The 22,736-nt window shown below is 75.2% G+C and carries 18 protein-coding genes and 1 pseudogene; 12 read left to right on the top strand and 7 right to left on the bottom strand.

Annotated features, from left to right (window positions below; genetic code table 11):
- The first annotated feature begins 34 nt into the window (after positions 1 to 34).
- Positions 35 to 631 carry an adenylosuccinate lyase gene (locus EES43_RS26095; RefSeq protein ID WP_124271006.1) on the top strand — a complete coding sequence of 199 codons (597 nt, stop codon included), beginning with the start codon at positions 35 to 37 and terminating at the stop codon, positions 629 to 631.
- 69 nt (positions 632 to 700) lie between these two features.
- On the opposite strand, the gene EES43_RS26100 is transcribed toward EES43_RS26095, so the two are convergent.
- Both EES43_RS26100 and EES43_RS31595 read right to left on the bottom strand, forming a co-directional pair.
- The gene (locus tag EES43_RS26100; RefSeq protein WP_124272161.1) at positions 701 to 2,299 is read right to left on the bottom strand and encodes an alpha/beta hydrolase; all 1,599 of its coding nucleotides are present in this window, start codon (positions 2,297 to 2,299) and stop codon (positions 701 to 703) included.
- 138 nt (positions 2,300 to 2,437) lie between these two features.
- A pseudogene (locus EES43_RS31595) lies at positions 2,438 to 2,877 on the bottom strand (hypothetical protein); the annotation flags it as partial.
- 172 nt (positions 2,878 to 3,049) lie between these two features.
- Here EES43_RS31595 and EES43_RS26110 point away from each other — a divergent pair.
- The 10 genes from EES43_RS26110 (at position 3,050) to EES43_RS26155 (ending at position 16,542) form a co-directional block, all read left to right on the top strand.
- The gene (locus tag EES43_RS26110; protein ID WP_124271007.1) at positions 3,050 to 3,493 is read left to right on the top strand and encodes an SRPBCC family protein; all 444 of its coding nucleotides are present in this window, start codon (positions 3,050 to 3,052) and stop codon (positions 3,491 to 3,493) included.
- A 218-nt stretch (positions 3,494 to 3,711) separates the two neighbouring features.
- Complete coding sequence (locus EES43_RS26115; protein WP_124271008.1) at positions 3,712 to 6,144, top strand: MFS transporter; 2,433 nt, start codon at positions 3,712 to 3,714, stop codon at positions 6,142 to 6,144.
- A gap of 153 nt (positions 6,145 to 6,297) precedes the next feature.
- The gene (locus EES43_RS26120) at positions 6,298 to 7,131 is read left to right on the top strand and encodes a M55 family metallopeptidase (RefSeq protein WP_124271009.1); all 834 of its coding nucleotides are present in this window, start codon (positions 6,298 to 6,300) and stop codon (positions 7,129 to 7,131) included.
- Positions 7,124 to 8,467, top strand: coding sequence for a M20/M25/M40 family metallo-hydrolase (locus tag EES43_RS26125; RefSeq protein WP_124271010.1), 1,344 nt, complete (start codon positions 7,124 to 7,126; stop codon positions 8,465 to 8,467). Before EES43_RS26120 ends, EES43_RS26125 begins: the two co-directional genes overlap by 8 nt.
- 25 nt (positions 8,468 to 8,492) lie before the next feature.
- Positions 8,493 to 10,505 carry a S9 family peptidase gene (locus EES43_RS26130; protein ID WP_124271011.1) on the top strand — a complete coding sequence of 671 codons (2,013 nt, stop codon included), beginning with the start codon at positions 8,493 to 8,495 and terminating at the stop codon, positions 10,503 to 10,505.
- Positions 10,502 to 11,467: a S66 peptidase family protein gene (locus EES43_RS26135; protein WP_124271012.1), complete on the top strand. Its 966-nt coding sequence runs from the start codon at positions 10,502 to 10,504 to the stop codon at positions 11,465 to 11,467. Before EES43_RS26130 ends, EES43_RS26135 begins: the two co-directional genes overlap by 4 nt.
- Positions 11,468 to 11,595: 128 nt before the next feature.
- Positions 11,596 to 13,398, top strand: coding sequence for a CocE/NonD family hydrolase (locus EES43_RS26140; protein WP_124271013.1), 1,803 nt, complete (start codon positions 11,596 to 11,598; stop codon positions 13,396 to 13,398).
- Between the two features lie 143 nt (positions 13,399 to 13,541).
- A complete protein-coding gene (locus tag EES43_RS26145) occupies positions 13,542 to 13,781 on the top strand; it encodes a LapA family protein (protein WP_124271014.1) in 240 nt (79 codons plus the stop codon).
- A 36-nt stretch (positions 13,782 to 13,817) separates the two neighbouring features.
- Complete coding sequence (locus tag EES43_RS26150; RefSeq protein ID WP_124271015.1) at positions 13,818 to 14,387, top strand: GNAT family N-acetyltransferase; 570 nt, start codon at positions 13,818 to 13,820, stop codon at positions 14,385 to 14,387.
- Between the two features lie 163 nt (positions 14,388 to 14,550).
- Positions 14,551 to 16,542 (top strand): DUF5107 domain-containing protein, encoded by a 1,992-nt coding sequence (locus EES43_RS26155; protein ID WP_124271016.1) that lies wholly within the window; start codon positions 14,551 to 14,553, stop codon positions 16,540 to 16,542.
- A 24-nt stretch (positions 16,543 to 16,566) separates the two neighbouring features.
- Here the strand turns inward: EES43_RS26155 and EES43_RS26160 are convergent, their stop codons facing one another.
- The 3 genes from EES43_RS26160 to EES43_RS26170 form a co-directional block, all read right to left on the bottom strand.
- Positions 16,567 to 16,920, bottom strand: coding sequence for a VOC family protein (locus EES43_RS26160; protein WP_124271017.1), 354 nt, complete (start codon positions 16,918 to 16,920; stop codon positions 16,567 to 16,569).
- A 65-nt stretch (positions 16,921 to 16,985) separates the two neighbouring features.
- On the bottom strand, positions 16,986 to 17,795 hold the full coding sequence (locus EES43_RS26165; RefSeq protein ID WP_124271018.1) for a methyltransferase domain-containing protein: 810 nt from the start codon (positions 17,793 to 17,795) through the stop codon (positions 16,986 to 16,988).
- Positions 17,796 to 17,898: 103 nt separating this feature from the next.
- The gene (locus EES43_RS26170) at positions 17,899 to 19,404 is read right to left on the bottom strand and encodes a bifunctional phosphatase PAP2/diacylglycerol kinase family protein (RefSeq protein WP_124271019.1); all 1,506 of its coding nucleotides are present in this window, start codon (positions 19,402 to 19,404) and stop codon (positions 17,899 to 17,901) included.
- A gap of 270 nt (positions 19,405 to 19,674) precedes the next feature.
- Here EES43_RS26170 and EES43_RS26175 point away from each other — a divergent pair, with 270 nt between their 5' ends.
- Positions 19,675 to 20,880, top strand: coding sequence for an aminotransferase class I/II-fold pyridoxal phosphate-dependent enzyme (locus EES43_RS26175; protein WP_124271020.1), 1,206 nt, complete (start codon positions 19,675 to 19,677; stop codon positions 20,878 to 20,880).
- Positions 20,881 to 20,980: 100 nt separating this feature from the next.
- On the opposite strand, the gene EES43_RS26180 is transcribed toward EES43_RS26175, so the two are convergent.
- Positions 20,981 to 21,628, bottom strand: coding sequence for a DedA family protein (locus EES43_RS26180; protein ID WP_124271021.1), 648 nt, complete (start codon positions 21,626 to 21,628; stop codon positions 20,981 to 20,983).
- Positions 21,625 to 22,407, bottom strand: a complete 783-nt coding sequence (locus EES43_RS26185) for an MBL fold metallo-hydrolase (RefSeq protein WP_124271022.1) — start codon at positions 22,405 to 22,407, stop codon at positions 21,625 to 21,627. Before EES43_RS26185 ends, EES43_RS26180 begins: the two co-directional genes overlap by 4 nt.
- Positions 22,408 to 22,736: the final 329 nt, after the last annotated feature.

The raw sequence follows: 22,736 nt of genomic DNA on the forward strand, positions 1-22,736 counted from the left end.
CGGCCGGCCCGGTACGAGGCAGTCCCCACGCAGCGTGTCCGGGGATACGCTGAGCGTCATGAACGAGGAGTTGTGTTCGCTCGTGGACCGGCTGGCGCACGAGGCGGGCGGCTCGGCCGCCTGCGGCCGGCTCGCCGCCACCGAGGACGCCGAGGAGCTGGCCCGGGTCCTGGTGGAACCGCAACGGCCGCTGTGGGCACGGGAGATGGCGGCCTTCCGGCTGGGCTGCGCGGGCGACCGGCGGGCTTTCGAGCCCCTGGTCCTGCTGCTCAACCACCGCGACCCCGAGCGCTGCGTCTCCGCCGCCCACGCCCTGGCCCGGCTGGGCGACCCCCGCACGCCCCGCGCCGCCGCCGCGCTCGCCACCAACACCCTGCGCACGGCCTACGCCCTGCACCCGGTCCGCCTGCTCACCGCCCTGCGGGCCCCCGAGTCCGTGCCCGCCCTGGTCGGCACGCTGCACCGGCTGCTGGTCCCCGGCGATCCGCACTGGCGCGTGGCGCTGGCCTGCGTCGAAGGGCTCGGCGAACTGGGCGACGGCCGCGCCCGCCAGGTCCTGACGGCGGCCCTGCCGCATCCGCGCCTCGGCGGCGCGGCGGCCGAGGCCCTCCGCCGGCTGCCGGAGGACTGAGCGGCCGGGCGCGCTCGCCCGTCTCGCCGGCCGGACCGAGCCCCTGCGGCGGCCCGGGCCGCCGGGGCGTCAGCGGCGGAAGCCGAGCAGGCTGTGCAGGCGGCTGCCCCCGCTGTTGCGGACCGACTGGGCCGCCGCCTTCTCGGCGGGCAGCGGCTTCGGGTCCGGCAGGGCCCGGCAGACGGCGTCCGCCTCGCCCCGGCCGCGCGGGACCGTTCCGTCGGTCAGATAGGCCGTCAGGTGCTTGTCCAGGCAGGCGTTGCCGCTCAGCGAGACGCCGTGGTTGGCCCCGCCGCGCTCCACCACGAGGCTGGAACCGGCCAGCGCCCGGTGCATGCCCAGCGCGCCCTCGTACGGGGTCGCCGCGTCGCCGGTGGCCTGGAGGAGCAGCGTCGCGGGAAGCCGGTCGTTGGCCACCGGCAGCGGGGTCAGCGGCTCCACCGGCCAGTCCGCGCACGGCGCGTTGTACCAGGTGTTGTTCCACGCCATGAACGGCGCCTCGGCGTGGATCCGGCGGGTGTCGTTGCGCCAGGTGCTCCAGAGCCGGGGCCAGGCGGCATCGCGGCACTGGACGGCGGTGTAGACCGAGTAGCCGTTCTCCCCGGCCGGGCTCGGCGCGGCGAACGTCTCGTACGCCTCGACCAGCGCGTCGGCGTCACCGTCCTTCGCGTACGCGGCGAACGCCTCGGCGAGATAGGGCCAGTAGCCGTTGTAGTACCCGCCGGGCAGGAAGGTGTCCTCCAACTCGCCGCCGCCCACCTTCCCGCCCGCCGGCCGGCGGACGACGTCGGCCCGCATCCGGTACCAGGCGGCCTCCACCCGCGCCGCATCCGTGCCCAGTCCGTACGCCGCGTCGTGCTCGGCCACCCACGCCGCGAACGCCTTGTGGCGCCGGTCGAACGCGCGGTCCTGGCTGAGGTTGGCGTCGTACCAGACGGCGTCCGGGTCCACCACGGAGTCGAGCACCAGGCGCCGTACGCGCTCCGGGTACAGCTTCGCGTAGACCGCGCCGAGGTAGGTGCCGTACGAGTAGCCGAGATAGCTGACCTGACGCGCGCCCAGCGCACGCCGGATCACGTCCAGGTCCTTCGCGGCGCTGACGGTGTCGATGTACGGAAGCAGGTCGCCGTACTTCTCGCCGCAGGCCCGCGCGAAGCCCTCGGCCCGGTCGCGGTCGTGCCGCTCCCGGCGCCAGGACGCCGGCACCGAGTCCGGGCGCACCGGGGCGAAGTGGCCGGGCACGCAGTTCAGCGCCGGCGTGCTCCTCCCGACGCCGCGCGGGTCGAACCCGATCACGTCGTACTGGGCGGCGAGCTTCTTCGGCAGCGAGGACGCCACGAAACCCGCCATGGACAGGCCGCTGCCGCCCGGCCCGCCCGGGTTCACCAGCAGAGGCCCCTGGAACGTCTTCGCGGTGTGCGGGATACGGGACAACGCGAGTGTGACCGTGCGGCCGGACGGGCGGTCGTGGTCCAGCGGGGCGCGGACCTTCGCGCACTGGAGCTTCGGGTGGTTCTCCGTCGGGCAGTCGGTCCAGGCGAGCGGGGCGGCCCTCGCCACGGGGGCGGGCGGCGCGCCCGTCCCGGCGGCGGCCGGGGCCGGGGCGGCGGTCAGCAGGCCGGCGACCGTGACGCCGGCGGCGAGAAGGATTCCTGCGGGCTTCGTCATGGGGCCTCCCGTGGTCGGGGAACGCGGCGGCGGACGGCCCGTCCCGGCCGCATGCTCCCCGAATTCACCCGGTACGCGGCCCGTTCCGCGCGGAGTCGACCCGAACGGCCACGCCATCGGCCCCGCACGGGCGCACCGGAGGGTGAGCTGGGTCGCCGAGGGCCCGGGCTCCGGCTCGGCCGCCGCCGGGGCGATCCGGCGGCCCGCGCCCCGGTGCGCCGGGCCGATCCCGAACTCGTCCGCCGGCTCGTGCACCTGACGGGTGATCCGCCGCTGGTACCAGGTGGGCGGGTACGAGCCCCCGGCGTACATCCGCTCGTACCGGGGGACCAGGTGAGGGTGGCGCCGGCCGAGCCAGGCCGTGTACCACTCGCGCGCGCCGGGGCGCAGATGCAGGACGAGCGGCGTCACCGACGTGGCCCCGGCCGCCGCGATCGCGCCCGGTCGCGCAGCGCGCCGATGATGCCGGGCATCAGCCGGTAGCGTCCTTCCGCGCGCCGGCAGCAGTCGACGTTCGTGCCCATCGCGACGTGCTCGCCCCGCCAGTGGCGCGAGGCCAGCTCGCGCTGGAGCAGTTTTCGACCGGATTGTCCCAGCGCAGGGACGCCTCCTCGGTAGCACTGGCCACAGAATAGAACATGTGTCCCCTTGGTCGTGTGGACCGGCTATCCGACCCCGATTTTGATGGGCCGTACCCGAGGTGGTTGGCTCACCTCAGCCCCCGAACAACCGAGTGCTGGAGGAACAGCCATGGCGCAGGTCGAGGCCACGACGGAGCGGATCATCGCGGCGGACGCAGAGGCGGTGTTCGACGCGCTGGCCGACTACAAGGACGTCCGCGGCAAGGTGCTCCCCGGACACTTCAGCGAGTACGAGGTACGGGAGGGCGGTGACGGCGAGGGCACCCTCGTCCACTGGAAGCTCCAGGCGACCAGCAAGCGGGTCCGCGACTGCCTGCTGGAGGTGACCGAGCCGACCGACGGGCAGCTCGTCGAGAAGGACCGCAACTCCTCCATGGTCACCACCTGGACGGTCACCCCGGCCGGCGAGGGCCGCTCCAAGGCCGTCGTCACCACCGTCTGGGACGGCGCGGGCGGCATCGGCGGCTTCTTCGAGCGCGCCTTCGCGCCCAAGGGCCTCGGCCGCATCTACGACGAACTGCTCCAGAACCTCGCCACCGAGGTCGAGAAGTAGCCCTTGCCCTGTGCCGGGCCCCGCCCGGCCCGGCCCCCGCCGCGACGGCCGGCCTCACCGGAACGAGTGGTTCTCCGGAGTGGCCGGTTGTGCGCCGTAGCGGCTCCCACCGGCACCTAAGCCGTTGTCCGCTCCCCGCGCGCCCCCACTGACGTTTGCCCAGCCTTGCCGCGCGATGCGACAAAGGGGCGGCGCAGGTGCGACGAGGGGAGCGTTTCGTGGTGGGTGGGATCACGCTGGACAAGGACGAGCCGGACGGCGTCGCGACGACCGCCGTACCGGGCGCGCCGCCGCTCCCGCCCGCTGAACCGGTTCAGCACCCCGTCGAGGAGATCAGCCCCCGCACGGTCCGCATGGTCTTCCTCGGCCTCATGCTCACCCTGCTGCTCGCGGCGCTCGACCAGATGATCGTCGCCACCGCCCTGCCGAAGATCGTCGGCGAGCTGCACGGTCTGGAGAAGATGTCCTGGGCGGTCACCGCCTACCTCCTCGCCTCCACCATCGGCCTGCCGCTCTACGGAAAGCTCGGCGACCTCTTCGGCCGCAAGGGCGTCTTCCAGTTCGCGATCGTCGTCTTCGTCATCGGCTCGGCGCTGGCCGGCTGGTCGAGGACCATGGACGAACTGATCGCCTTCCGCGCCGTCCAGGGCATCGGCGGCGGCGGCCTCATGATCGGCGTCCAGGCCATCATCGCCGACATCGTCCCGGCCCGGGAGCGGGGGCGCTACATGGGCCTCATCGGGGCGGTCTTCGGCCTCGCCTCGGTCGCCGGCCCGCTGCTCGGCGGCTTCTTCACCGACCACGCCTCCTGGCGCTGGTGCTTCTACATCAACGTGCCGTTCGGACTGGTCACGCTCGTCGTGATCGCTCTCGTGCTCAAGCTGCCCAAGCCGGCCGCCCGCCCGCGGCTCGACGTCACCGGCGCCGTGCTGCTGGCCGCCGCCTCCACCTGCCTGGTGCTGCTCACCAGTTGGGGCGGTACCGAGTACGCCTGGGGATCGGCCACCATCCTCGGCCTCGCCGCGGGAGCCGTCGTGACGACGGCGCTCTTCGTCGCCGTCGAGCACCGGGCCGCCGAACCGATCATCCCGCTGCGGCTGTTCCGCGACTCGGTCTTCAACGTCACCGGCCTGGTCGGCGCCGTCGTCGGCGTCGCGCTCTTCGGCGCGGCCAGCTACCTGCCGACGTACCTCCAGATGGTCGACGGGGCCAGCGCCACCGAGTCCGGCCTGCTGATGCTGCCCATGATGCTCGGCATCGTCGGCGGCTCCATCGTCTCCGGCCGGCTCATCACCCGCACCGGCCGCTACCGGATCTACCCCGTCCTCGGCACGGCGGTCTCCGCCGTCGGCATGTGGCTGCTCTCCGGGCTGGAGGCCGGCACCTCCCGGCTGACGTACAGCCTCTGGCAGGCCGTCCTCGGCACCGGCATCGGCCTGGTCATGTCGGTCCTCGTGCTGGCCGTGCAGAACTCCGTGCGCCCCGCCGACCTCGGCACCGCCACCAGCGCCAACAACTACTTCCGGCAGATCGGCGGCAGCGTCGGCGCGGCCGTCTTCGGCACCCTGTTCGCGGGACGGCTCGCCGACGCCCTGGCGGTGCGGCTGCCGACCGGCGTGGCGCTGCCCGACCCCGCGTCCATCACCCCGCAGGTCGTCCACGCCATGGAGCCCGCGCTGCGCGACGCCTACGTCCGGGCGTACGTGGACGCGATGCCGCGCATCTTCCTCTACCTCGTGCCGGTACTCGTCCTCGGCCTGATCCTCGCCTTCTTCCTCAAGGAGAAACCGCTGGTGTCCCACCACAGCCCCGAAGCGGCCACCGAGCCCTCGAACATCCCCGCCGCCCGCGCCGAAGCCGCCCAGCCGCCCGGCCCGACGGCCATGCGCCTGCCCGGCGTGCCGGTCCGCGGCAGCGTCCAGCACCCGGACGGCACCACCGTCCCGCGCGCGGCGCTCACGCTCATCGACGCCCAGGGCCGCCAGGTCGGACGCGGCGCGAGCGGCGACGACGGCCGGTACGCGCTCAGCGCCCCGGTGGGCGGCTCCTATGTGCTGATCGCCGCGGCGGGCGGCCACCAGCCGCAGGCCGTCAGCGTCACCGTCGGCGAGCGCCCCGTCGAACTGGACGTGGTGCTCGGAGGCGCCGGACGCCTCGCCGGGGCCGTCCTGAGCGCCGACGGCCTCCCGGTCCGCGACGCGGCCGTCACACTCACCGACGTACGCGGCGAGGTCGTCGCCTCCACCCGCTCCGGACGGGAGGGCGGCTACGTCATCAAGGAACTCGTCGCGGGCGAGTACACCCTGGCCGCCAGTGCCCCCGCCTTCCGCCCCGCCGCCCTGCCGGTCAGCGTGCAGGCCGCCCGCGAGACCCGGCAGGACATCGAACTCGCCGGCGGCGCGGTGCTGCGCGGCGTCGTCCGGGCCACCGGCGGTCGCCTCGTCGAGGACGCCCGGGTCACCCTCCTGGACGCCGCCGGCAACGTGGTGGACACCCTCACCACCGGGCCCGACGGATCGTTCCGCTTCGTCGACCTCTCGTCCGGCGAGTACACCGTCATCGCCGCCGGCTATCCGCCCGTCGCCACCGTCCTCAGGGTCGCGGGCGGCGGACGCACCGAACGCGACCTCCAGCTCGGCCACGAGGACTGACCCCACCGCGCCACGACGCCGTACGCCGGGCCCTGGCCCCGTACCGCCCTCCCGGGCCGGACGGGGCCGGGAGAGGGACCTTCGGCGGACCGGACCACTGGCACCGGGCCCCTCCCTGGCCCGGCCCGGCGGGGGAGCGTACGGTGTGGCGGCATGAAGATCCTCATCAGCGCCGACATGGAGGGCGCCACCGGAGTGACCTGGCCGGCCGACGTGCTGCCGGGCACCCCGCAGTGGGAGCGCTGCCGGCCGATGTTCACCTCCGACGTGAACGCGGCGGCCCTCGGGTTCTACGACGGCGGCGCCGACGAGGTCCTGGTCAACGAGGCCCACTGGTCGATGCGCAACCTGCTGCTGGAGCAGCTCGACGACCGGGTGCAGATGCTGACCGGCCGTCACAAGTCGCTCTCCATGGTCGAGGGCGTCCAGCACGGCGACGTGGACGCGGTGGCCTTCGTCGGCTACCACACGGGCGCCGGCGCGAAGGGCGTCCTCGCCCACACCTACCTCGCCAACTCCATCACCGGGGTCTGGCTGAACGGCGTGCGCGCGAGCGAGGGCCTGCTCAACGCGCATGTCGCCGCCGAGTACGGCGTACCCGTCGTCCTCGTCACCGGTGACGACCTGACCTGCGTGGACGCCGAGGGATACGCTCCCGCCGCCCGCAAGGTCGCCGTCAAGGACCACGTCTCCCGGTACGCGGCGGTGTGCCGCACCCCGGCCCGCACCGCCGCCGACATCAGGGCCGCGGCGAAGGACGCCACCGCGCTCGCGGTCCGCCGGTCGCCCGTCACCGGCGGGACGCACACGGTGGAGCTGGAGTTCGACGCCGAGCACCTGGCCGCCGCGGCGACCGTGGTGCCGGGCGTGGCGATCTCCGGTGAGAGGCGCGTCGCCTACACCAGCGCGACGATGTACGAAGGAATCCGCACGTTCAAGGCCGTGACGACCATCGTGTCGTCCGCCGTGGAGGAACAATATGGCTGACGCCCCCGGCCTGCTCGGCCCCGTGGACCAGCAGGCACTCGACGAAGTGGTGACGTTCACCTCCGAACTCATCCGGATCGACACCACCAACCGGGGCGGCGGCGACTGCCGGGAGCGCCCCGCCGCCGAGTACGCCGCCGAACGGCTGGCCGCCGCCGGCCTGGAGCCCACCCTGCTGGAGCGCACCCCCGGCCGGACCAACGTCGTCGCCCGGATCCCCGGCACCGACCCGTCGGCCGAGGCGCTGCTCGTCCACGGCCACCTCGACGTGGTGCCCGCCGAGGCCGCCGACTGGACCGTGCACCCCTTCTCCGGAGAGGTGCGCGACGGCGTGGTGTGGGGGCGCGGCGCCGTCGACATGAAGAACATGGACGCGATGATCCTCGCCGTCGTCCGGGGCTGGGCCCGCACCGGCTTCCGCCCCCGGCGCGACATCGTCATCGCCTTCACCGCCGACGAGGAGGACAGCGCCGAGGACGGCTCCGGTTTCCTCGCCGACCGGCACGCCGAGCTGTTCGCGGGCTGCACCGAGGGCATCAGCGAGTCCGGCGCGTTCACCTTCCACGCCGGCCACGGCCTCTCCCTCTACCCGATCGCCGCGGGCGAGCGCGGCACCGGCTGGCTCAAGCTCACCGCCGAGGGCCGGGCCGGGCACGGGTCGAAGGTCAACCGGGCCAACGCGGTCAGCGCGCTCGCCGCAGCCGTCGCCCGGATCGGCGCGTACGAGTGGCCGATCCGGATCACTCCGACGGTACGGGCGGCCATCACGGAGATCGCCGCCCTGCACGGCATAACGGCCGACCTCGACGAGCCGGGCTTCGACGTGGCCCAGCTCCTGGCCAAGCTCGGACCGGCCGCCGCACTCGTCGAGAACACCATCCGCAACAGCAGCAACCCGACCATGCTGGACGCCGGATACAAGGTCAACGTGATCCCCGGCCACGCCACCGCCTTCGTCGACGGGCGGATGGTCCCCGGCGGCGAGGACGAGTTCCGCGAGACCCTGGACCGGCTGACCGGCCCCGAGGTCTCCTGGGAGTACCACCACCGCGAAGTCGCCCTCCAGGCACCCGTCGACGCGCCGACGTACGCCAAGCTGCGCGCGGCCGTCGAGCGGTTCGACCCGGACGGGCACACCGTTCCGTACTGCATGTCGGGCGGCACCGACGCCAAGCAGTTCTCCCGCCTCGGCATCACCGGCTACGGCTTCTCGCCGCTCAAGCTGCCCGTCGGCTTCGACTACCAGGCGCTCTTCCACGGTGTCGACGAGCGCGTCCCCGTCGACGCGCTCCACTTCGGCGTCCGTGTCCTCGACCACTACCTGCGCACCGCCTGACCCGGACCCAGGGGGGACCTCCAACGTGAACACCGTGCCCGCAGCCCCGTACGGATCGTGGCCGTCGCCGATCGACGCGGCGCTCGCCGCCTCGCACGACGGCCGCCCCGACCATCTCGCCACCGTCGGCGAGGAGGTGTGGTGGACCGAGCCGCGCCCGGCCGAGGGAGGCCGCCGCGCCCTGGTGCGACGCCGCCCCGACGGAAGCACCGTAACCGTGCTGCCCGCTCCGTGGAACGCCCGCAGCCGGGTGATCGAGTACGGCGGGCAGCCGTGGGCCGGCGCGGCGCGCGCGAGCGGCGGCCCGCTGGTCGTCTTCGTGCACTTCGACGACCAGCGGCTGTACGCCTACGCCCCGGACTCCCCCGAGGAGCCGCCCCGGCCGCTCACGCCCGCGTCCGGCGGCCGGCTGCGCTGGGTGGACCCGCAGGTCCACCTGGACCGGGGCGCGCGGGGCGAGGTCTGGTGCGTGCTGGAGGAGTCCACCGGCCCGGCCCCCACCGACGTGCGCCGCGTCATAGCCGCCGTCCCGCTGGACGGTTCGGCGGCCGGGGACCGCGCGGCCGTCCGGGAGCTCTCCGACGACCGGCACCGCTTCGTCACCGGCCCCCGCGTCTCGCACGACGGGCGGCGGGCCGCCTGGATCGCCTGGGACCACCCGCGGATGCCGTGGGACGGCACGGTGGTGATGCTGGCCGAGATCACCGAGGAGGGCGGTCTCACCGGCGTACGGCCGCTCGTCGGGGACGTCGACGAGTCGGTCTGCCAGGTCGAGTGGGACCGTGACGGCAGCCTGCTGTTCGTCTCCGACCTCGCCGACTGGTGGGAGCTCCAGCGCATCCGCCCCGACGCGGTGGCCGGAGCGGCCGTACCCAGCAGCCGGCTCTGCCCGTCCCGGGGCGAGGAGTTCGGCGGGCCGCTGTGGAAGATCGGGCTGCGCTGGTTCCACCCGCTGGACGGCGGACTGATCGCCGTCCTGCACGGCCGCGGCAGCAACCGGCTCGGCATCCTCGACCCGGAGACGGGAGAGCTGGCCGACGTGCCGGGGCCGTGGACGGCCTGGGCCGACACCCTGGCCGTGCACGGCACGCGCGTCGTCGGCGTCGCCGCGAGCCCGCACAGCGGCTACGAGGTCGTCGAGCTGGACAGCGCGACGGGGCACACCCGCGTCATCGGGTCGGCCCACCGGGACGCGGTCGATCCGGCGTACTACCCGGCGTCGCGGGAACGCACCTTCACGGGGCCCGGCGGCGAGGAGATCCACGCCCACATCCACCCGCCGCACAGCCCCGACCGCACCGGGCCCGCCGGCGAACTCCCTCCGTACGTCGTGTGGGCGCACGGCGGACCCACCGGGCACGCGCCCCTCGCCCTGGACCTGGAGATCGCCTACTTCACCTCGCGCGGCGTCGGTGTCGCCGAGGTCAACTACGGCGGGTCCACCGGCTACGGCCGCCGCTACCGCGAGCGGCTGCGCGGGCAGTGGGGCGTCGTCGACGTCTCGGACTGCGCGGCGGTCGCCCGCGCCCTGGTCGCCGAGGGGGCGGCCGACCCGCGGCGGCTGGCGGTGCGCGGCGGCAGCGCGGGCGGCTGGACCGCCGCCGCCTCGCTCACCGGCACCGGCCTCTACGCCTGCGGCACCATCAGCTATCCGGTCCTGGACCTGGAGGGGTGGGCGACGGGCGAGACCCACGACTTCGAGTCGCGGTACCTCGACTCGCTCGTGGGACCGTTCAGCGAGGTGCCCGAGCGCTACCGCGAGCGCTCGCCGATGAACCGCACCGACCGGCTCACCACGCCGTTCCTGCTGCTCCAGGGGCTGGACGACGTGATCTGCCCGCCGGTCCAGTGCGAGCGGTTCCTCGCCGCCGTCGCGGGCCGGGGCGTCGCGCACGCCTACCTCGCCTTCGAGGGGGAGAGCCACGGGTTCCGGCGCACGGAGACCCTGGTCCGCGCACTGGAGGCCGAACTCTCCCTCTACGCGCAGACGTTCGGTTTCGACCGTTCCGACGTGCCGCCGCTGGAGCTGGTGAAGTGACGCACCGGGACCGCGGCCGGGCCGGCGGCCGGCCGGTCCGCCCGCCCCGGCTGCGGCCGGGAGCGCGGGTCGCCGTCGTCGCGCCCAGCGGTCCCGTCCCGGCCGGGCGGCTGGCGGCGGGCGTCGCGGTCCTGCGCGCGTGGGGCCTCGATCCGGTCGTGGCCCCGCACGCCCGCGACACCCACCCGGAGCTGGACCACCTCGCCGGAGCCGACGCCGACCGCGCGGCGGACCTCCAGGCGGCGTGGTGCGACCCCTCGGTCGACGCCGTGATCTGCGCCCGCGGCGGATACGGCGCACACCGCGTGGTCGACCTGCTGGACTGGTCGGCGATCCGGGCCGCCGGGCCCAAGGCGTTCGTCGGCTACAGCGACGCCACCGTCCTCCACGAGGCGTTCGCGCTGCGGGCCGGATACGCCACGCTGCACGGCCCGATGCCGGCCACCGAGAGCTTCCTGGCGGACCCGGCGACCCGCGAGCACCTGCGCGCCACGCTCTTCGCACCGGAGACGGTCCGCACGCTCGCGTCGGACTCCGCCGCCGCCCTGGTCCCCGGACGGGCCCGGGGCATCCTGTTCGGCGGCTGCCTCAGCCTGCTCGCCGCCGACGCCGGCACCCCGCACGCCCGCACCCACGCCCGGGGCGGACTGCTGGTGATCGAGGACGTCGGGGAGGCCCCCTACCGGATCGACGGCGCACTGACCCGCCTGCTCCGCTCCGGCGCCCTGGACGGGCCGGCCGGCGTGGTGTGCGGCTCCTGGCAGGACTGCGGACCGTACGCGAGGGTCCGCGCGGTGCTGGCCGACCGGTTCGGCCCGCTGGGCATACCGGTGGTCGAGGAGCTGGGCTTCGGCCACGGTCCGGGCCCGCTCACGATTCCGCTGGGCGTGCCCGCCGTGCTCGACGCCCCGGCGGACGGCGGCCGGTGCACGCTGACCGTCGAGGAGCCCGCGCTCCGCTGAGGGCCCCGGCCCCCGTGTCGGCGGGTGACCCGCCGTCAAGAACCGCCGCCTCGGCTTTGACACGGCCGTGACACGTGTCACAGCATGAGCGCGGCCCCTTGCTCGCCGGCCGGTAAGGTGTCCTCGGTGTGGAGGTCTTCGTGACAGCTGCTGTATCCGGCTCGCGCAACCCGCTCGCGGCGTTCGCGGGGGCCGCCCTTCTCGCCCTGCTGGCTCCGCTCGCCCTCTCCGGCCCGGCCGGGGCCGGGGCCGCCCCGTACACCGTCGCCCCGCTGACGTTCACCGTCCGGGCGGGCGACGGCGACTGCACGGTCGACGCGGACCTCTACCGCCCCGCCGGGGCCGACGCCGCGAACCCCGCGCCCGCCGTCCTGGCCACCAACGGCTTCGGCGGCAGCAAGTCCGACGGCTCCACCGACACCATCGGCAAGGCGTTCGCCGCCCGCGGCTACGTAGCACTCGTCTACTCCGGCCTCGGCTTCGGCGAGTCGGGCTGCCTGATCTCGCTCGACGACCCGGCCGTCGACGGCGAGGCCGCGAGCCGGCTCCTCGACTTCCTCGGCGGCGTCCGGGCCGCCGACGACGGGACCCGCGCCGACTACGTCACCCTCGACGGGGCCGGCGACCCGCGCGCCGGCATGTTCGGCGGCTCCTACGGAGGAGCCATCCAGTTCGCCACGGCGGCCGTCGACCACCGCGTCGACGCGCTCGTGCCGCTGATCACCTGGAACGACCTATCCTACGCCCTCGCACCCAACAACACCGGCGCGCGCACCGGCGTCACCTCCGACACCCTCGGCGTCTTCAAGTGGCAGTGGACCAACGGCTTCTACCTGATCGGCGAGGGGCAGCCGCTCCTCAACCCGAGCCTGGACCCCTCCCGCTTCAACCGTCTCGACTGCCTGCACTTCACCGCCCGCGCCTGCGAGACCATCCGGCTGCTCAACTCCGGCCGCTACCCGGCCGACCGGACCGGTGCGATGCTCGCCTACACGCGCGGCGTCTCGCCCGTCTCCCACCTCGACCGGGTCCGCGCCCCCACCCTGATCGTCCAGGGCCAGGCGGACACCCTCTTCAACCTCAACGAGGCCACCGCGACCTACCGCACCCTCACCGCCCAGGGCACGACCGCCAAGATGATCTGGCAGTCCTGGGGGCACAGCGGCGGCATGGTCCCCGGCGAACTCGACCTGGAACAGGGCAACCTGGAGACCAGTTATGTGGGGCGGCGGGCGCTGGCCTGGTTCGACCGGTACCTCCGGGGGAACCGAGCCGCCGACACCGGCCCCGCGTTCGCCTACTACCGCGACTGGGAGAGCGGCTACGGCACCGCGGCCACCCTGCCCGGCCTCTCGCGGACCCTGTACCTCTCCGGCGACGGCAAGCTGGTCGGCAGCCGCTCCGAGGTGGTGCCCGGCACCCGCCACTACACCAACCTGCCGCTGCCGAGCAGCCATTCGGAGAACTCGCTCGCCGGTCTGATCCCGCTGCTGCCCGACCCCGAGCCGTACGACACCGAGGGCGCCCACCTCGACTGGACCAGCGCCCCGCTGACCGCGCCCCTCGACGTCGTCGGCGCGCCGCGGGCGACCCTGGAAGTGCGCTCGCCGAAGACCGCGAAGGTCCAGGACAGCGGAGACGCCGCCGACCGGCTCGTCCTGTTCGCCAAGGTGTACGACGTCGCCCCGGACGGCGGCAGGACGCTGGTGAACCGGCTGGTCGCCCCCGTACGGGTGCCGGACGTGACCCGGCCCTTCACCGTCGAGCTGCCCGGCATCGTCCACCGGTACGAGAAGGGGCACCGGCTCGCCTTCGTGATCGCCGCCGGCGACACCGCGTACTTCGGCAACCGGGGCATCAGGCCCGTCACCGTCGCCCTCGCCCCCGAGGACGCGGGCGTGCTCCGGCTCCCGGTCGTCCCCGCGAGCTGACCGCCGCCGCCCCGGCCCGTGATTCACCCGAACGGTCCACACCACCGCCCCCGGGACCCGGCGGGGCAGCCATGCTGGGACCCGGGGGCGGTCGCGCGGCACTCCGGCGCGCCGGACACGAGGAGCGAACGGAAGGGCCGGCCATGAGCCCCAAGAACGTGTCGAGCGACACCGACCGCGGAAAGGGCATGATCACCCCGGGCCGCGTCGCGGTCGCCGTGCTGGTCGTGCTGGTGGTCGTGTTCATCTGCGTGAACACCCAGCAGGTCACCATCCGGGTGCTGATCCCCCAGGTGACCATGCCCCTCTGGGCCGCCCTGCTGGGCGTCTTCATCGTCGGACTGATCTGCGGCGGCTACCTGTTCCGCCGCCGGGGCAGGTGACACCCCCGGCCCCCGCACCCGTCGTACGCTGGGCCGATGCCCGAAGCGAACGATCACCGGCCGCCCCCGACGCACATGGCCGAAGGGCCGAGGACGACGCTGCGCCGCTTCACGGCCGCCGACGCGGCGGAATTCACCGCCCGGGCCCGCGAGAGCCGCGCCCACCACCGTCCGTGGCTGTTCCCGCCGGAGCACCCCGCCGCCTACGCCGCCTACGCCCGGACCCTCGCCCGCGATCCGGCCCGGGAGGGCTTCCTCGTCTGCGAGCGGGACGCCGGCGGGGCCATCGCCGGATTCATCAACATCAACAACATCGTCCTCGGCGGCTTCCGCTCCGGCGCACTCGGCTACGGGGCCTTCCGCCACGCGGCCGGGCGCGGGCTGATGAGCGAAGCCCTCCGGCTCGTCCTCGGCCTCGCCTTCGGACCGCTCGGCCTGCACCGGCTGGAGGCCAACATCCAGCCCGCCAACGCGGCCTCCGTCGCCCTGGTCGAACGCGCCGGATTCCGCCTCGAAGGGTTCTCGCCCGACTTCCTCTTCATCGACGGCGCCTGGCGCGACCACGAACGCTGGGCGATCACGGCGCCGGACCCGGCGACCGGGTGAGGCGGGCGGACCCGCGCCGCTCTCCGACCGCCCCCTCGCGCTCCCGCGCTCCCACCGCCGAAGTCCGCCCGCCGCGCCTCTGGTCCGGGCGGCGGGCCACGTGTTCCATGGTCACCGAGACCGCCCGGAACCGCGGCGGCCCGCGCGAGGGAACGAGGTTGCCTTGGCCACGACCGTACGACGTGCCGTACTGAACCTGCCCGCCGCGCCGCCCGGACCGGAGAACCCGCTGCCGCCGCTGCGGGCCCCCGGCCCGCCGCCCGTCGCGGTGGACGCCCAGCGGTCCGACCTGCCCCGCGACATGGCCCGGCAGCTCGGCCACCGGCCGCCGCGCACGGTCCTGCCGGTCCGGCTGCTGGACGGATACGGGCGCGAGCGCACCCCCACCGCCCTCGACGCGGTGGTCATCGAGAACGACCTGCTGCGCGTCACCGTGCTGCCCGGCCTCGGCGGACGCGTCCACGCGCTGCGCCACAAACCCACCGGCCGCGAACTGCTCCACCGCAACCCGGTCCTCCAGCCGGCCGCCTTCGCCCTGAACGGCGCCTGGTTCTCCGGCGGCATCGAGTGGAACATCGGGGCGACCGGCCACACCACCCTGTCCTGCGCCCCGCTGCACGCGGCCGTCGTACCGGCCCCCGACGGCGGGACGATGCTCCGGCTCTGGGAGTGGGAGCGGCTGCGCGACCTGCCCTTCCAGGTGGACCTCTGGCTCCCCGACGACAGCGAGTTCCTGCACGTCGGCGTACGGGTGCGCAATCCGCACGACCATCCCGTGCCCGTCTACTGGTGGTCCAACACCGCCGTCCCCGAGACCCCGGGCACCCGCGTCCTCGTCCCCGCCGACACCGCCTGGCACTTCGGCTACGAACGCGGCCTCACCCGGGTGCCGGTGCCGGTGCCGCGCCCCGGCGACGGCGCGGACGCCACCTACCCGCTGCGCGGCGAGCACCCGGCCGACTACTTCTACGAACTGTCCGACGGCGGGCGGCGCTGGATCGCCGCGCTCGACGAGGACGGACGCGGACTCGTGCAGACCTCCACCGATCTGCTGCGCGGACGCAAGCTGTTCCGCTGGGGCCACGGTCCGGGCGGGCGGCGCTGGCAGGAGTGGCTGAACGGACCGGACGGCGGCGGATACGCGGAGATCCAGGCCGGACTCGCCCGCACCCAGCTGGAACACGTGCCCCTCGAACCCGGAGCCGCCTTCAGCTGGCTGGAGTCCTACGGTCCGCTGCACGCCGATCCCGCCGTCGTGCACGGCGACGACTGGGCCGCCGCCGTGGCCGAGGCCGACGGCCTGCTGGCCCGTGCCCTGCCCCGCGCCACGGCCGAGGAGGCGTACGCCGCCTGGCTCCCGTGCGCCGACACCGAACCGGGCGAGAGGCTGGCCACCGGTTCCGGCTGGGGCGCGCTGGAGGTCCGGCGCGGCGGACACCTGCTGCCCGGAACGCCCTTCCCCGCGGACACCCTCGGCGAACAGCAGGCCCCGTGGCGCGAGTTGCTGGAGCAGGGCGCTCTGCCCCCGGCGCCGGCCGGACCGCCCGGCCCCACCCTGGTCTCCCCGGCCTGGCGGGACATGCTGGAGACCGCGGTCGCCGACGCGCACACCGAGTACCACCTGGGCATCGCGCAGTGGCACGCCGACGACCGCGCGCAGGCCGTCCGCAGCTGGGAACGGGGCCTGGCCGCCCGGCCCGCGCCCCGCTGGCCCCTGCTGCGCTGCCTCGCCGTCGCCGCCCGGGAGAGCGGCCGGCCCGAGCGGGCCGCCGAACTGTACGCCGAGGCCTACGCCGACCTCGAAGCCCGCGACTCCGCGACGGGCCCCGGCGGGGCGGAGGAGACGGCGGCGGCGCACGCGGCGCTGGCCCGCGAGACGATCGAGGCGCACCTGGACGCGGGAAGCCACCGGACCGCCCGCGCTCTGCTGGTCGCCCTGCCCGAACGGCTCGGCGCTCTCGGGCGCTTCCGGCTGCTGCTGGTGCGCTGCCTGGTCGCCGAGGGGGACACGGCGGCGGCCCGCGAGGTCTTCGACGCCGGGTTCGAGGTCGCCGACCTCCACGAGGGCGCCGAAATCCTGGACGAGCTGTGGGCCGCCGTCAGCGACGAACCGCTGCCGCACGCCTACGACTTCCGCATGAGGCCGTCCGGCTGAGGCGGGGCCCGCCCGGACGGCCGGTCAGGCGGCGATGTTGCGGTCGACGTACTCGAAGACCGAGCCGTCCGGGTGCAGCGCGATCAGGTTGCGGCCCGCCGGGGTCGGCACCGGCCCCGCGACGATCCGGGCCCCGGCCCGGGTCAGGGCCTCGTTCGCCTCGTTCACGTCCTTGACGGCGATGGTGGCGCTCACCTTGCGCAGCACCTCCAGCTCCGAGGCGGGCCCGCTCATCAGCAGGAAGCAGCCGATCGCGGCGACGGAGACACCGCCGCGCTCGTAGCGCTGGGCAGGCGTGCCCGTCAGCCCCTCGTAGAAGGCCACCGAGGCCTCCAGGTCGTCGACGCAGATACGCAGCGTGGTTCCCAGGATCTCCATGCCCACCAGGGTAGTTGGCGCTCGCCGCGCACGTGATCGATTCCGTCGTGCGGGAGGGCGGCCCCTCAGGCCCGGCACAGCACCTCGCCGTGCGGGACCAGGAACCAGCCGTCGTCCTCCTCGCCCCAGGCCCGCCACGCGGCGGCGATCTCCGCCAGTCGCCCGGCGCTCGCGTGGCCGCCGGCGACCGCGTGCCGGGCGTAGACGGAGCCGGTCGTGCGGTCGGCCCACAGCCCGCTCCACCACGCCCGGTCCTGCGGAGTGGCGAAGCACCAGGCCGCCGCGGTCGGGGTGACGTCGGTGAACCCGGCGCGGCGCGCCCAGGAGAGCAGCCTGCGCCCCGCGTCCGGCTCACCGCCGTTGCCGCGGGCCACCCGGCCGTACACCTCCTGCCACGCGGTCAGCCCGGCCGACTCCGGATACCAGGCCATGGCCGCGTAGTCGCTGTCGCGCGCCGCGACGATCCCGCCGGGCCGGCAGACGCGCCGCATCTCGCGGAGCGCCCGGACCGGGTCGCCGACGTGCTGGAGCACCTGGTGTGCGTGGACCACGTCGAAGGAGTCGTCGGGGAAGTCCAGCGCGTGGACGTCGGCGACGGCGAAGCGGACGTTGTCCAGGCCGCGTCCGGCGGACACCGCGCGTGCCTGCTCCAGGATCCCGGCGGCGGCGTCCACGGCCGTCACCCGGCCCGGCGCGACCAGCGCCGCCAGGTCCGCGGTGATGGTCCCGGGGCCGCAGCCGACGTCCAGCACCCGTGCTCCGGGCCGGAGTTCGCCGAGCAGGTAGGCGGCCGAGTTGGCGGCGGTCCGCCGGCGGTGCGAGCGCAGTACCGACTCGTGGTGGCCGTGGGTGTAGACGGCGCTCTCCTCCGCCATGGCGGGCATCCTCTCTCGACGTCGCTCGCGCCGCCGGTGCGGCGGTACGCACACCGTACGCCGCCATGTCGGATGATGAGATACGCGTCTTGCGATGCGGACGTCAGAGAGGCATCGGGCAGTAGACGGTGAGCGCCTCCGGCAGCTTGTCGATCAGCAACTCCGTCCCGGAATGGGCCACTTCGCCGTCGTACGCGTACGTCGTGCCGGGCCTCAGCCCGGAGATCCGCACCCTGCGCCGCCGCACCGCCGCGTGCGCGGGGGAGCGGGTCAGAGGACCCGCGACCGCCGCCGCGAGCAGCCGCAGACCCGGCGTCCGCCCGCCGTGCACCACCCGGACGTCCAGCAGCCCGTCCGCCAGGTTGTGGCGGCGGCCCGGCGCCGGACCCACCCGCTGGAAGAGGCCGTTGCCGACGAAGAGCAGCCACAACGGCCGCCTGCGGCCCTGGAGTTCCGCCTCCAGCGGCCGTTGGCCGCGCAGCACGTGCAACGCGGCGAGCACCCCGGCGGGCCAGCCGCCGATCCGGGGCGACCAGTGCTCCCGGGTGCGCACCAGCTCCGGATAGACGCCCAGCGAGAAGGCGTTGAGGAAGTAGCCGTCCGCCCCGTCCGGACCGTTCGGGCCCGGACGGAACCGCCCGAGGTCCACCTGTATGGCGGCGCCCGCGGTCAGCGCCGCCGCCGTGTCGTGGACCGTCTCGATGCCCACGTCGTAGGCGAAGTGGTTCAGCGTGCCGCCCGGGAAGACCGCCAGCGGCATCCCGTGGGTCGCCGCGACGGACGCCGCGAGGTTGACCGTGCCGTCACCGCCGCACACACCCAGCGCCCGGCCCCGGCCCGCCGCCCGCTCCAGAGCCGTGGACAGCTCGCCCGGCGCGCACTCCACCACCTCCGCGCGCGGCAGCACGTCCCGCACCAGCGACGCGGTGGCGAGCGCGGTGCCCGACTCCTGGTTCACCACCACCACGAGATCCTGGCCCGCGGGCAGCGCCGGAGCCTCGCCGGGCGGGCGGCCCGGCGCGGGCAGCTGCCCCCGCGTCGGCACCAGCCCGCGCAGGGCGAACGCGGCCCCGACGCCGAGCGCCGCACCGGCCAGCACATCGCTCGGATAGTGGACCCCGGTGTAGACGCGGGAGGCGGCGACCGCCACCGCGACCGGGGCGACGACCGCGCCCCAGCCCTTGGACTCCAGGGCCACCCCGGTGGCGAAGGCCGCCGCGGAGGCCGCGTGACCGGAGGGGAAGGACGTGGTCACCGGCTGCCGCTTCAGCTGCCGCACCATCGGCACCAGATCGAGGATCGGCCGCTCCCTGCGCACCGCGCCCTTGCCGACCGTGTTGATCGCCGCGGAGGCCACGGCCAGGGACGCGACGCCGCGCAGCGCCGCACGGCGCGACCGCGCACTGCTGCCGAGCGCCGCCATGCCCGCCGCCGCCCCGAACCAGAGCAGCCCGTGGTTGGCGCTCCGGCTCAGCTTCGGCAGCAGCGGGTCGGCTCCGGGCCAGTGCCGGCCCGCGACGTTCTGGAAGACGGCCAGGTCCCGTGCTTGCAGCCAGCTCCGCAGCCGCGCTGAGGCGGGGGCGGCCGGCGAGGTGTTCGGTGACGACATGGCTCAGCGAATACCCGTCCCGGCCGCGCTGAACCAGGAGGCGCGCTGAGAGCCTCGCCACCCGTCGGCGCGGACCGTCCGGCCGGGCCGGCCGCGCGTGCGCCCGGCTGCGCCATTGGGCGGGCGGCCCGGCTCGAACCTCCGTATAAAGGCGGTGGGGCCGCACGAGGCGGCGCAGGGCCGCGCGGGGGTGGTCGGGCCGCTCGGCCCGGCCGGGTGCCGCCCCGGGGCCGGGTCCCGTCGCCTGGCGAGCCGCTGAGGAGGACCGTCATGCGCGAGGACCACGGCCCCGTACGCTACGGGCCGCCCGCCCCCGACCCCGGCCTGCCCGTGCTCCCGGAACTGGCCGCCGTCCTCTCCGGCGCGGCCGGGCGCACCCGCCCCGAGCCGCCCGGCGGCGGCAGCGCGCTGCGCGAGGCAGCCCGCGCCTACTGGGACCGGCGCGGGCTGCACGGCGGGCCGGAGCACATCGCCGCCGCCCCCGGAGCGCAGCCGCTCCTCTTCGCCCTGATCGGCTCGCACGGCGGCGACGTCCTCATGCCCCGCCCCTGCCCGGCCGCCTGGATGCCGCAGGCCCGGCTGCTCGGACGGCCCGCCTACCACGTACCGACCCCGGCCGAGTGCGGCGGCGTCCCCGACCCCTACGCGCTCCTGGAGACCGTGCGCCGGGTGCGCGCCGAGGGCGGCCGGCCCCGGCTGCTGCTGCTCTCCGTGGCCGACGACCCCACCGCCACCGTCGCCCCGCCCGAACTCGTCCGCGAGGCGTGCGAGGCCGCGATCGGCGAGGGGATGCACGTCGTCAGCGACGAGACCTGGCGCGACACCGTCCACCGCCCCCGCGACACCGTGCTGCTCAGCCCGGCCGAGATGTGCCCCGACGACGTCACCGTGATCAGCGACCTCTCCGGCGCCCTGACCCCCGCCGCCTGGCCGGTCGCCGTCGCCCGCTTCCCGGACACCGTACGGTCGGCGGCCCGCCACGCCCGCACCCTGGACATCCTCACCGCGCTGGGCGCCCTCGTCGCCGGCCCGCTCGCCCAGGCCGCCGCGCACGCGCTGCGGGAGCCGGACGCCGTCCGCGACCGGATCCGCCGGGCCGCCGGGCTGCACAGCGCCGTCGCAGCGGCTGCCCACCGCGCGGTCCTGGCCTGCGGCGCGCTCGCCCGGCCGCCCCAGGCGGGCCGGCACCTCTACGCCGACCTCGGCCCGCTCCGCCCCCGGCTGGCCGCCCTGGGCGTCACCGACTCCATGGAACTGGAGGAGTACCTCACCGACCGGCTCCGCGCCCCGACACCGGGCGGGCACCGCTTCGGCGACGAACTGGGCGCGCTGCGCGTACGGCTGGGCACCGGACCGCTGCTGGGCGCCACGCCGCAGGAGCGGTCAGCGTCCCTCACCGCCCCGGAGCCCCTGGAATCGCCGCACGTGGCACGGGCGCTGAGCAGGTTCGCGGCGGCGCTCGGCGAACTGCGGTGAACCCGCCCCGCAGGAGCCCGCCGATGACGGAACAGGGCGAGCGAAGAGTGCGAGCGAACAGGTCGAGCGAAGAGGTCGAGCGAAGAGTGCTCCCGGACGCTCAGCCCGTAGCGCCCGACTCGTCGCCCCACCGCGACCGCAGCCTGCGCCACAGCGCCGGAGCACCGCTGATCAGCAGCGTCAGCCCGACCGCCGCCACGACGCCCTGCCACGGCTCCGGGAAGAGCGAACCGCCGAGTATCCCGATCAGCTGGTAGGTCGCCGCCCACGCCAGGCAGGCCGGCACATCCCCCCGGGCGAACCGCCGCAGCGGCATCCGCCCCAGCAGGCACGCCAGCATCACCGGAATCCGCCCGGCCGGCACCAGCCGGGAGAGCACCAGGACCATCCCGCCGTGCTCGTCCAGCTTGGCCCGCGCCTGCTCCAGCCGCTCCGGCGCGGCCCGGCGGGTGATCGCCGCCAGCCACTTCGACCCGTTCTTCGACCGCACCCCGCGCTGCCCCAGCCAGTACAGGCAGACATCGCCGAGGAACGCCGCCGTGGACGCCACCGCGAACACCACCAGCAGCGCGAGGGGCGAGGTCTGATGGAAGGCGACCACCGCCGCCGAACTGACCAGCGCCCCCGTCGGCACCACCGGGACCAGCGAGCCCAGCGCCACCAGCGTGAACAGCGTCGGATAGCCGACGGCCTGCCGGGCCGACTCGGTGGGCAGCTCCCGCACCACCGACTGGATCTCCTCGATCACCGCCCGGCCTCCGGCCGGACCCGCTCGCCGTGCGCCGGCACGTGCACCGCCACTTCCGGAGCGCGCTTCGCCGCCTGCCGGACGAACTCGTCGCCCGGCGCGTGGAACTCGTGGGGCCGCACCCCGTCCAGCCCGATCGGCCAGTAGGTGCCGTAGTGCACCGGCACCGCCGAGCGCGGCGCCAGCCGGGCCAGCGCCTCCGCCGCGCGGGCCGGGTCCAGGTGGCCGTGCCCGAGGTACGGACCCCAGCCGCCCACCGGCAGCAGCGCCACGTCCACCGGGCCCACCGCCTCCGCCATCCCGTCGAAGAGCCCGGTGTCCCCGGCGAAGTACGTCCGCGCCTCGCCCTCGACCACATAGCCGAGCGCGGGCGCCCGCTGCGGCCCGACCGGCAGCCGCCGGCCGTCGTGCAGCGCCGGAACCGCGCGCACCCGCACCGCCCCCACCCGGACCTCGTCGCCCGCCCGCACCTCGGTCACGCGCAGCCGCCGGGCCCGCCGCAGCGCCCGCAGCCCCGGCACGGCCGCCGACGCCCCGTACGGCACGATCAGCCGGGTGCCGGGCGCCAGCCTGGCCAGCGACGGCAGATGCAGATGGTCGGAGTGCAGATGGGAGACGAGCACCGCCTCGGCGACCGCGGCCTGCGGCGGCGGCACCGCGCCCCGGCGGCGGCGCAGATGCGCGAAGCGCCGTACGAACAGGGGATCGGTCAGCACCCGGACCCCCGAGTCCTCGATCGTGCAGGTGGCATGACCCCACCACGTGACGTCCACCGGCACGTCCGCCTCCTCACCAGGTCCCGGAAGGCCCCCTGCCCCGGGGCGGCGCACCCCATGCGGCACCGGGGCGCTCCCGGGTACGAGCCTAAGGGACAGCCGTGGAGCGCCTGCCGGCTCTCCCGGCCCGCCGCGCTCCGCGACGGCCGCCGGGCGCACCACCCTTCCCGAGCGCACCACCATCCGCACCGGGCGCACCACCATCCGTCCCGGGCGCACCACCACCCTTCCCGAGCGCACCACCGCCCGTCCGGCGACACCGCCGGACGGGGTGCGCCGCTGTGAAAGGCTGGGCTGGGGCCCGGACGTCCGGGCCCGGACCGAGAGGGCGT

It is taken from the genome of Streptomyces sp. ADI96-02 (assembly GCF_003846185.1).
Lineage (GTDB): Bacteria > Actinomycetota > Actinomycetes > Streptomycetales > Streptomycetaceae > Streptomyces.

Excerpts from the sequence above, each read along its gene's own strand:
- EES43_RS26160 (WP_124271017.1), bottom strand. The coding sequence starts at position 16,920 with ATGGAGATCCTGGGAACCACGCTGCGTATCTGCGTCGACGACCTGGAG.
- EES43_RS26150 (WP_124271015.1), top strand. The coding sequence starts at position 13,818 with ATGCCCGAAGCGAACGATCACCGGCCGCCCCCGACGCACATGGCCGAA.
- EES43_RS26110 (WP_124271007.1), top strand. The coding sequence starts at position 3,050 with ATGGCGCAGGTCGAGGCCACGACGGAGCGGATCATCGCGGCGGACGCA.
- EES43_RS26100 (WP_124272161.1), bottom strand. The coding sequence starts at position 2,299 with ATGACGAAGCCCGCAGGAATCCTTCTCGCCGCCGGCGTCACGGTCGCC.
- EES43_RS26125 (WP_124271010.1), top strand. The coding sequence starts at position 7,124 with ATGGCTGACGCCCCCGGCCTGCTCGGCCCCGTGGACCAGCAGGCACTC.
- EES43_RS26165 (WP_124271018.1), bottom strand. The coding sequence starts at position 17,795 with ATGGCGGAGGAGAGCGCCGTCTACACCCACGGCCACCACGAGTCGGTA.
- EES43_RS26170 (WP_124271019.1), bottom strand. The coding sequence starts at position 19,404 with ATGTCGTCACCGAACACCTCGCCGGCCGCCCCCGCCTCAGCGCGGCTG.
- EES43_RS26120 (WP_124271009.1), top strand. The coding sequence starts at position 6,298 with ATGAAGATCCTCATCAGCGCCGACATGGAGGGCGCCACCGGAGTGACC.
- EES43_RS26145 (WP_124271014.1), top strand. The coding sequence starts at position 13,542 with ATGAGCCCCAAGAACGTGTCGAGCGACACCGACCGCGGAAAGGGCATG.
- EES43_RS26175 (WP_124271020.1), top strand. The coding sequence starts at position 19,675 with ATGCGCGAGGACCACGGCCCCGTACGCTACGGGCCGCCCGCCCCCGAC.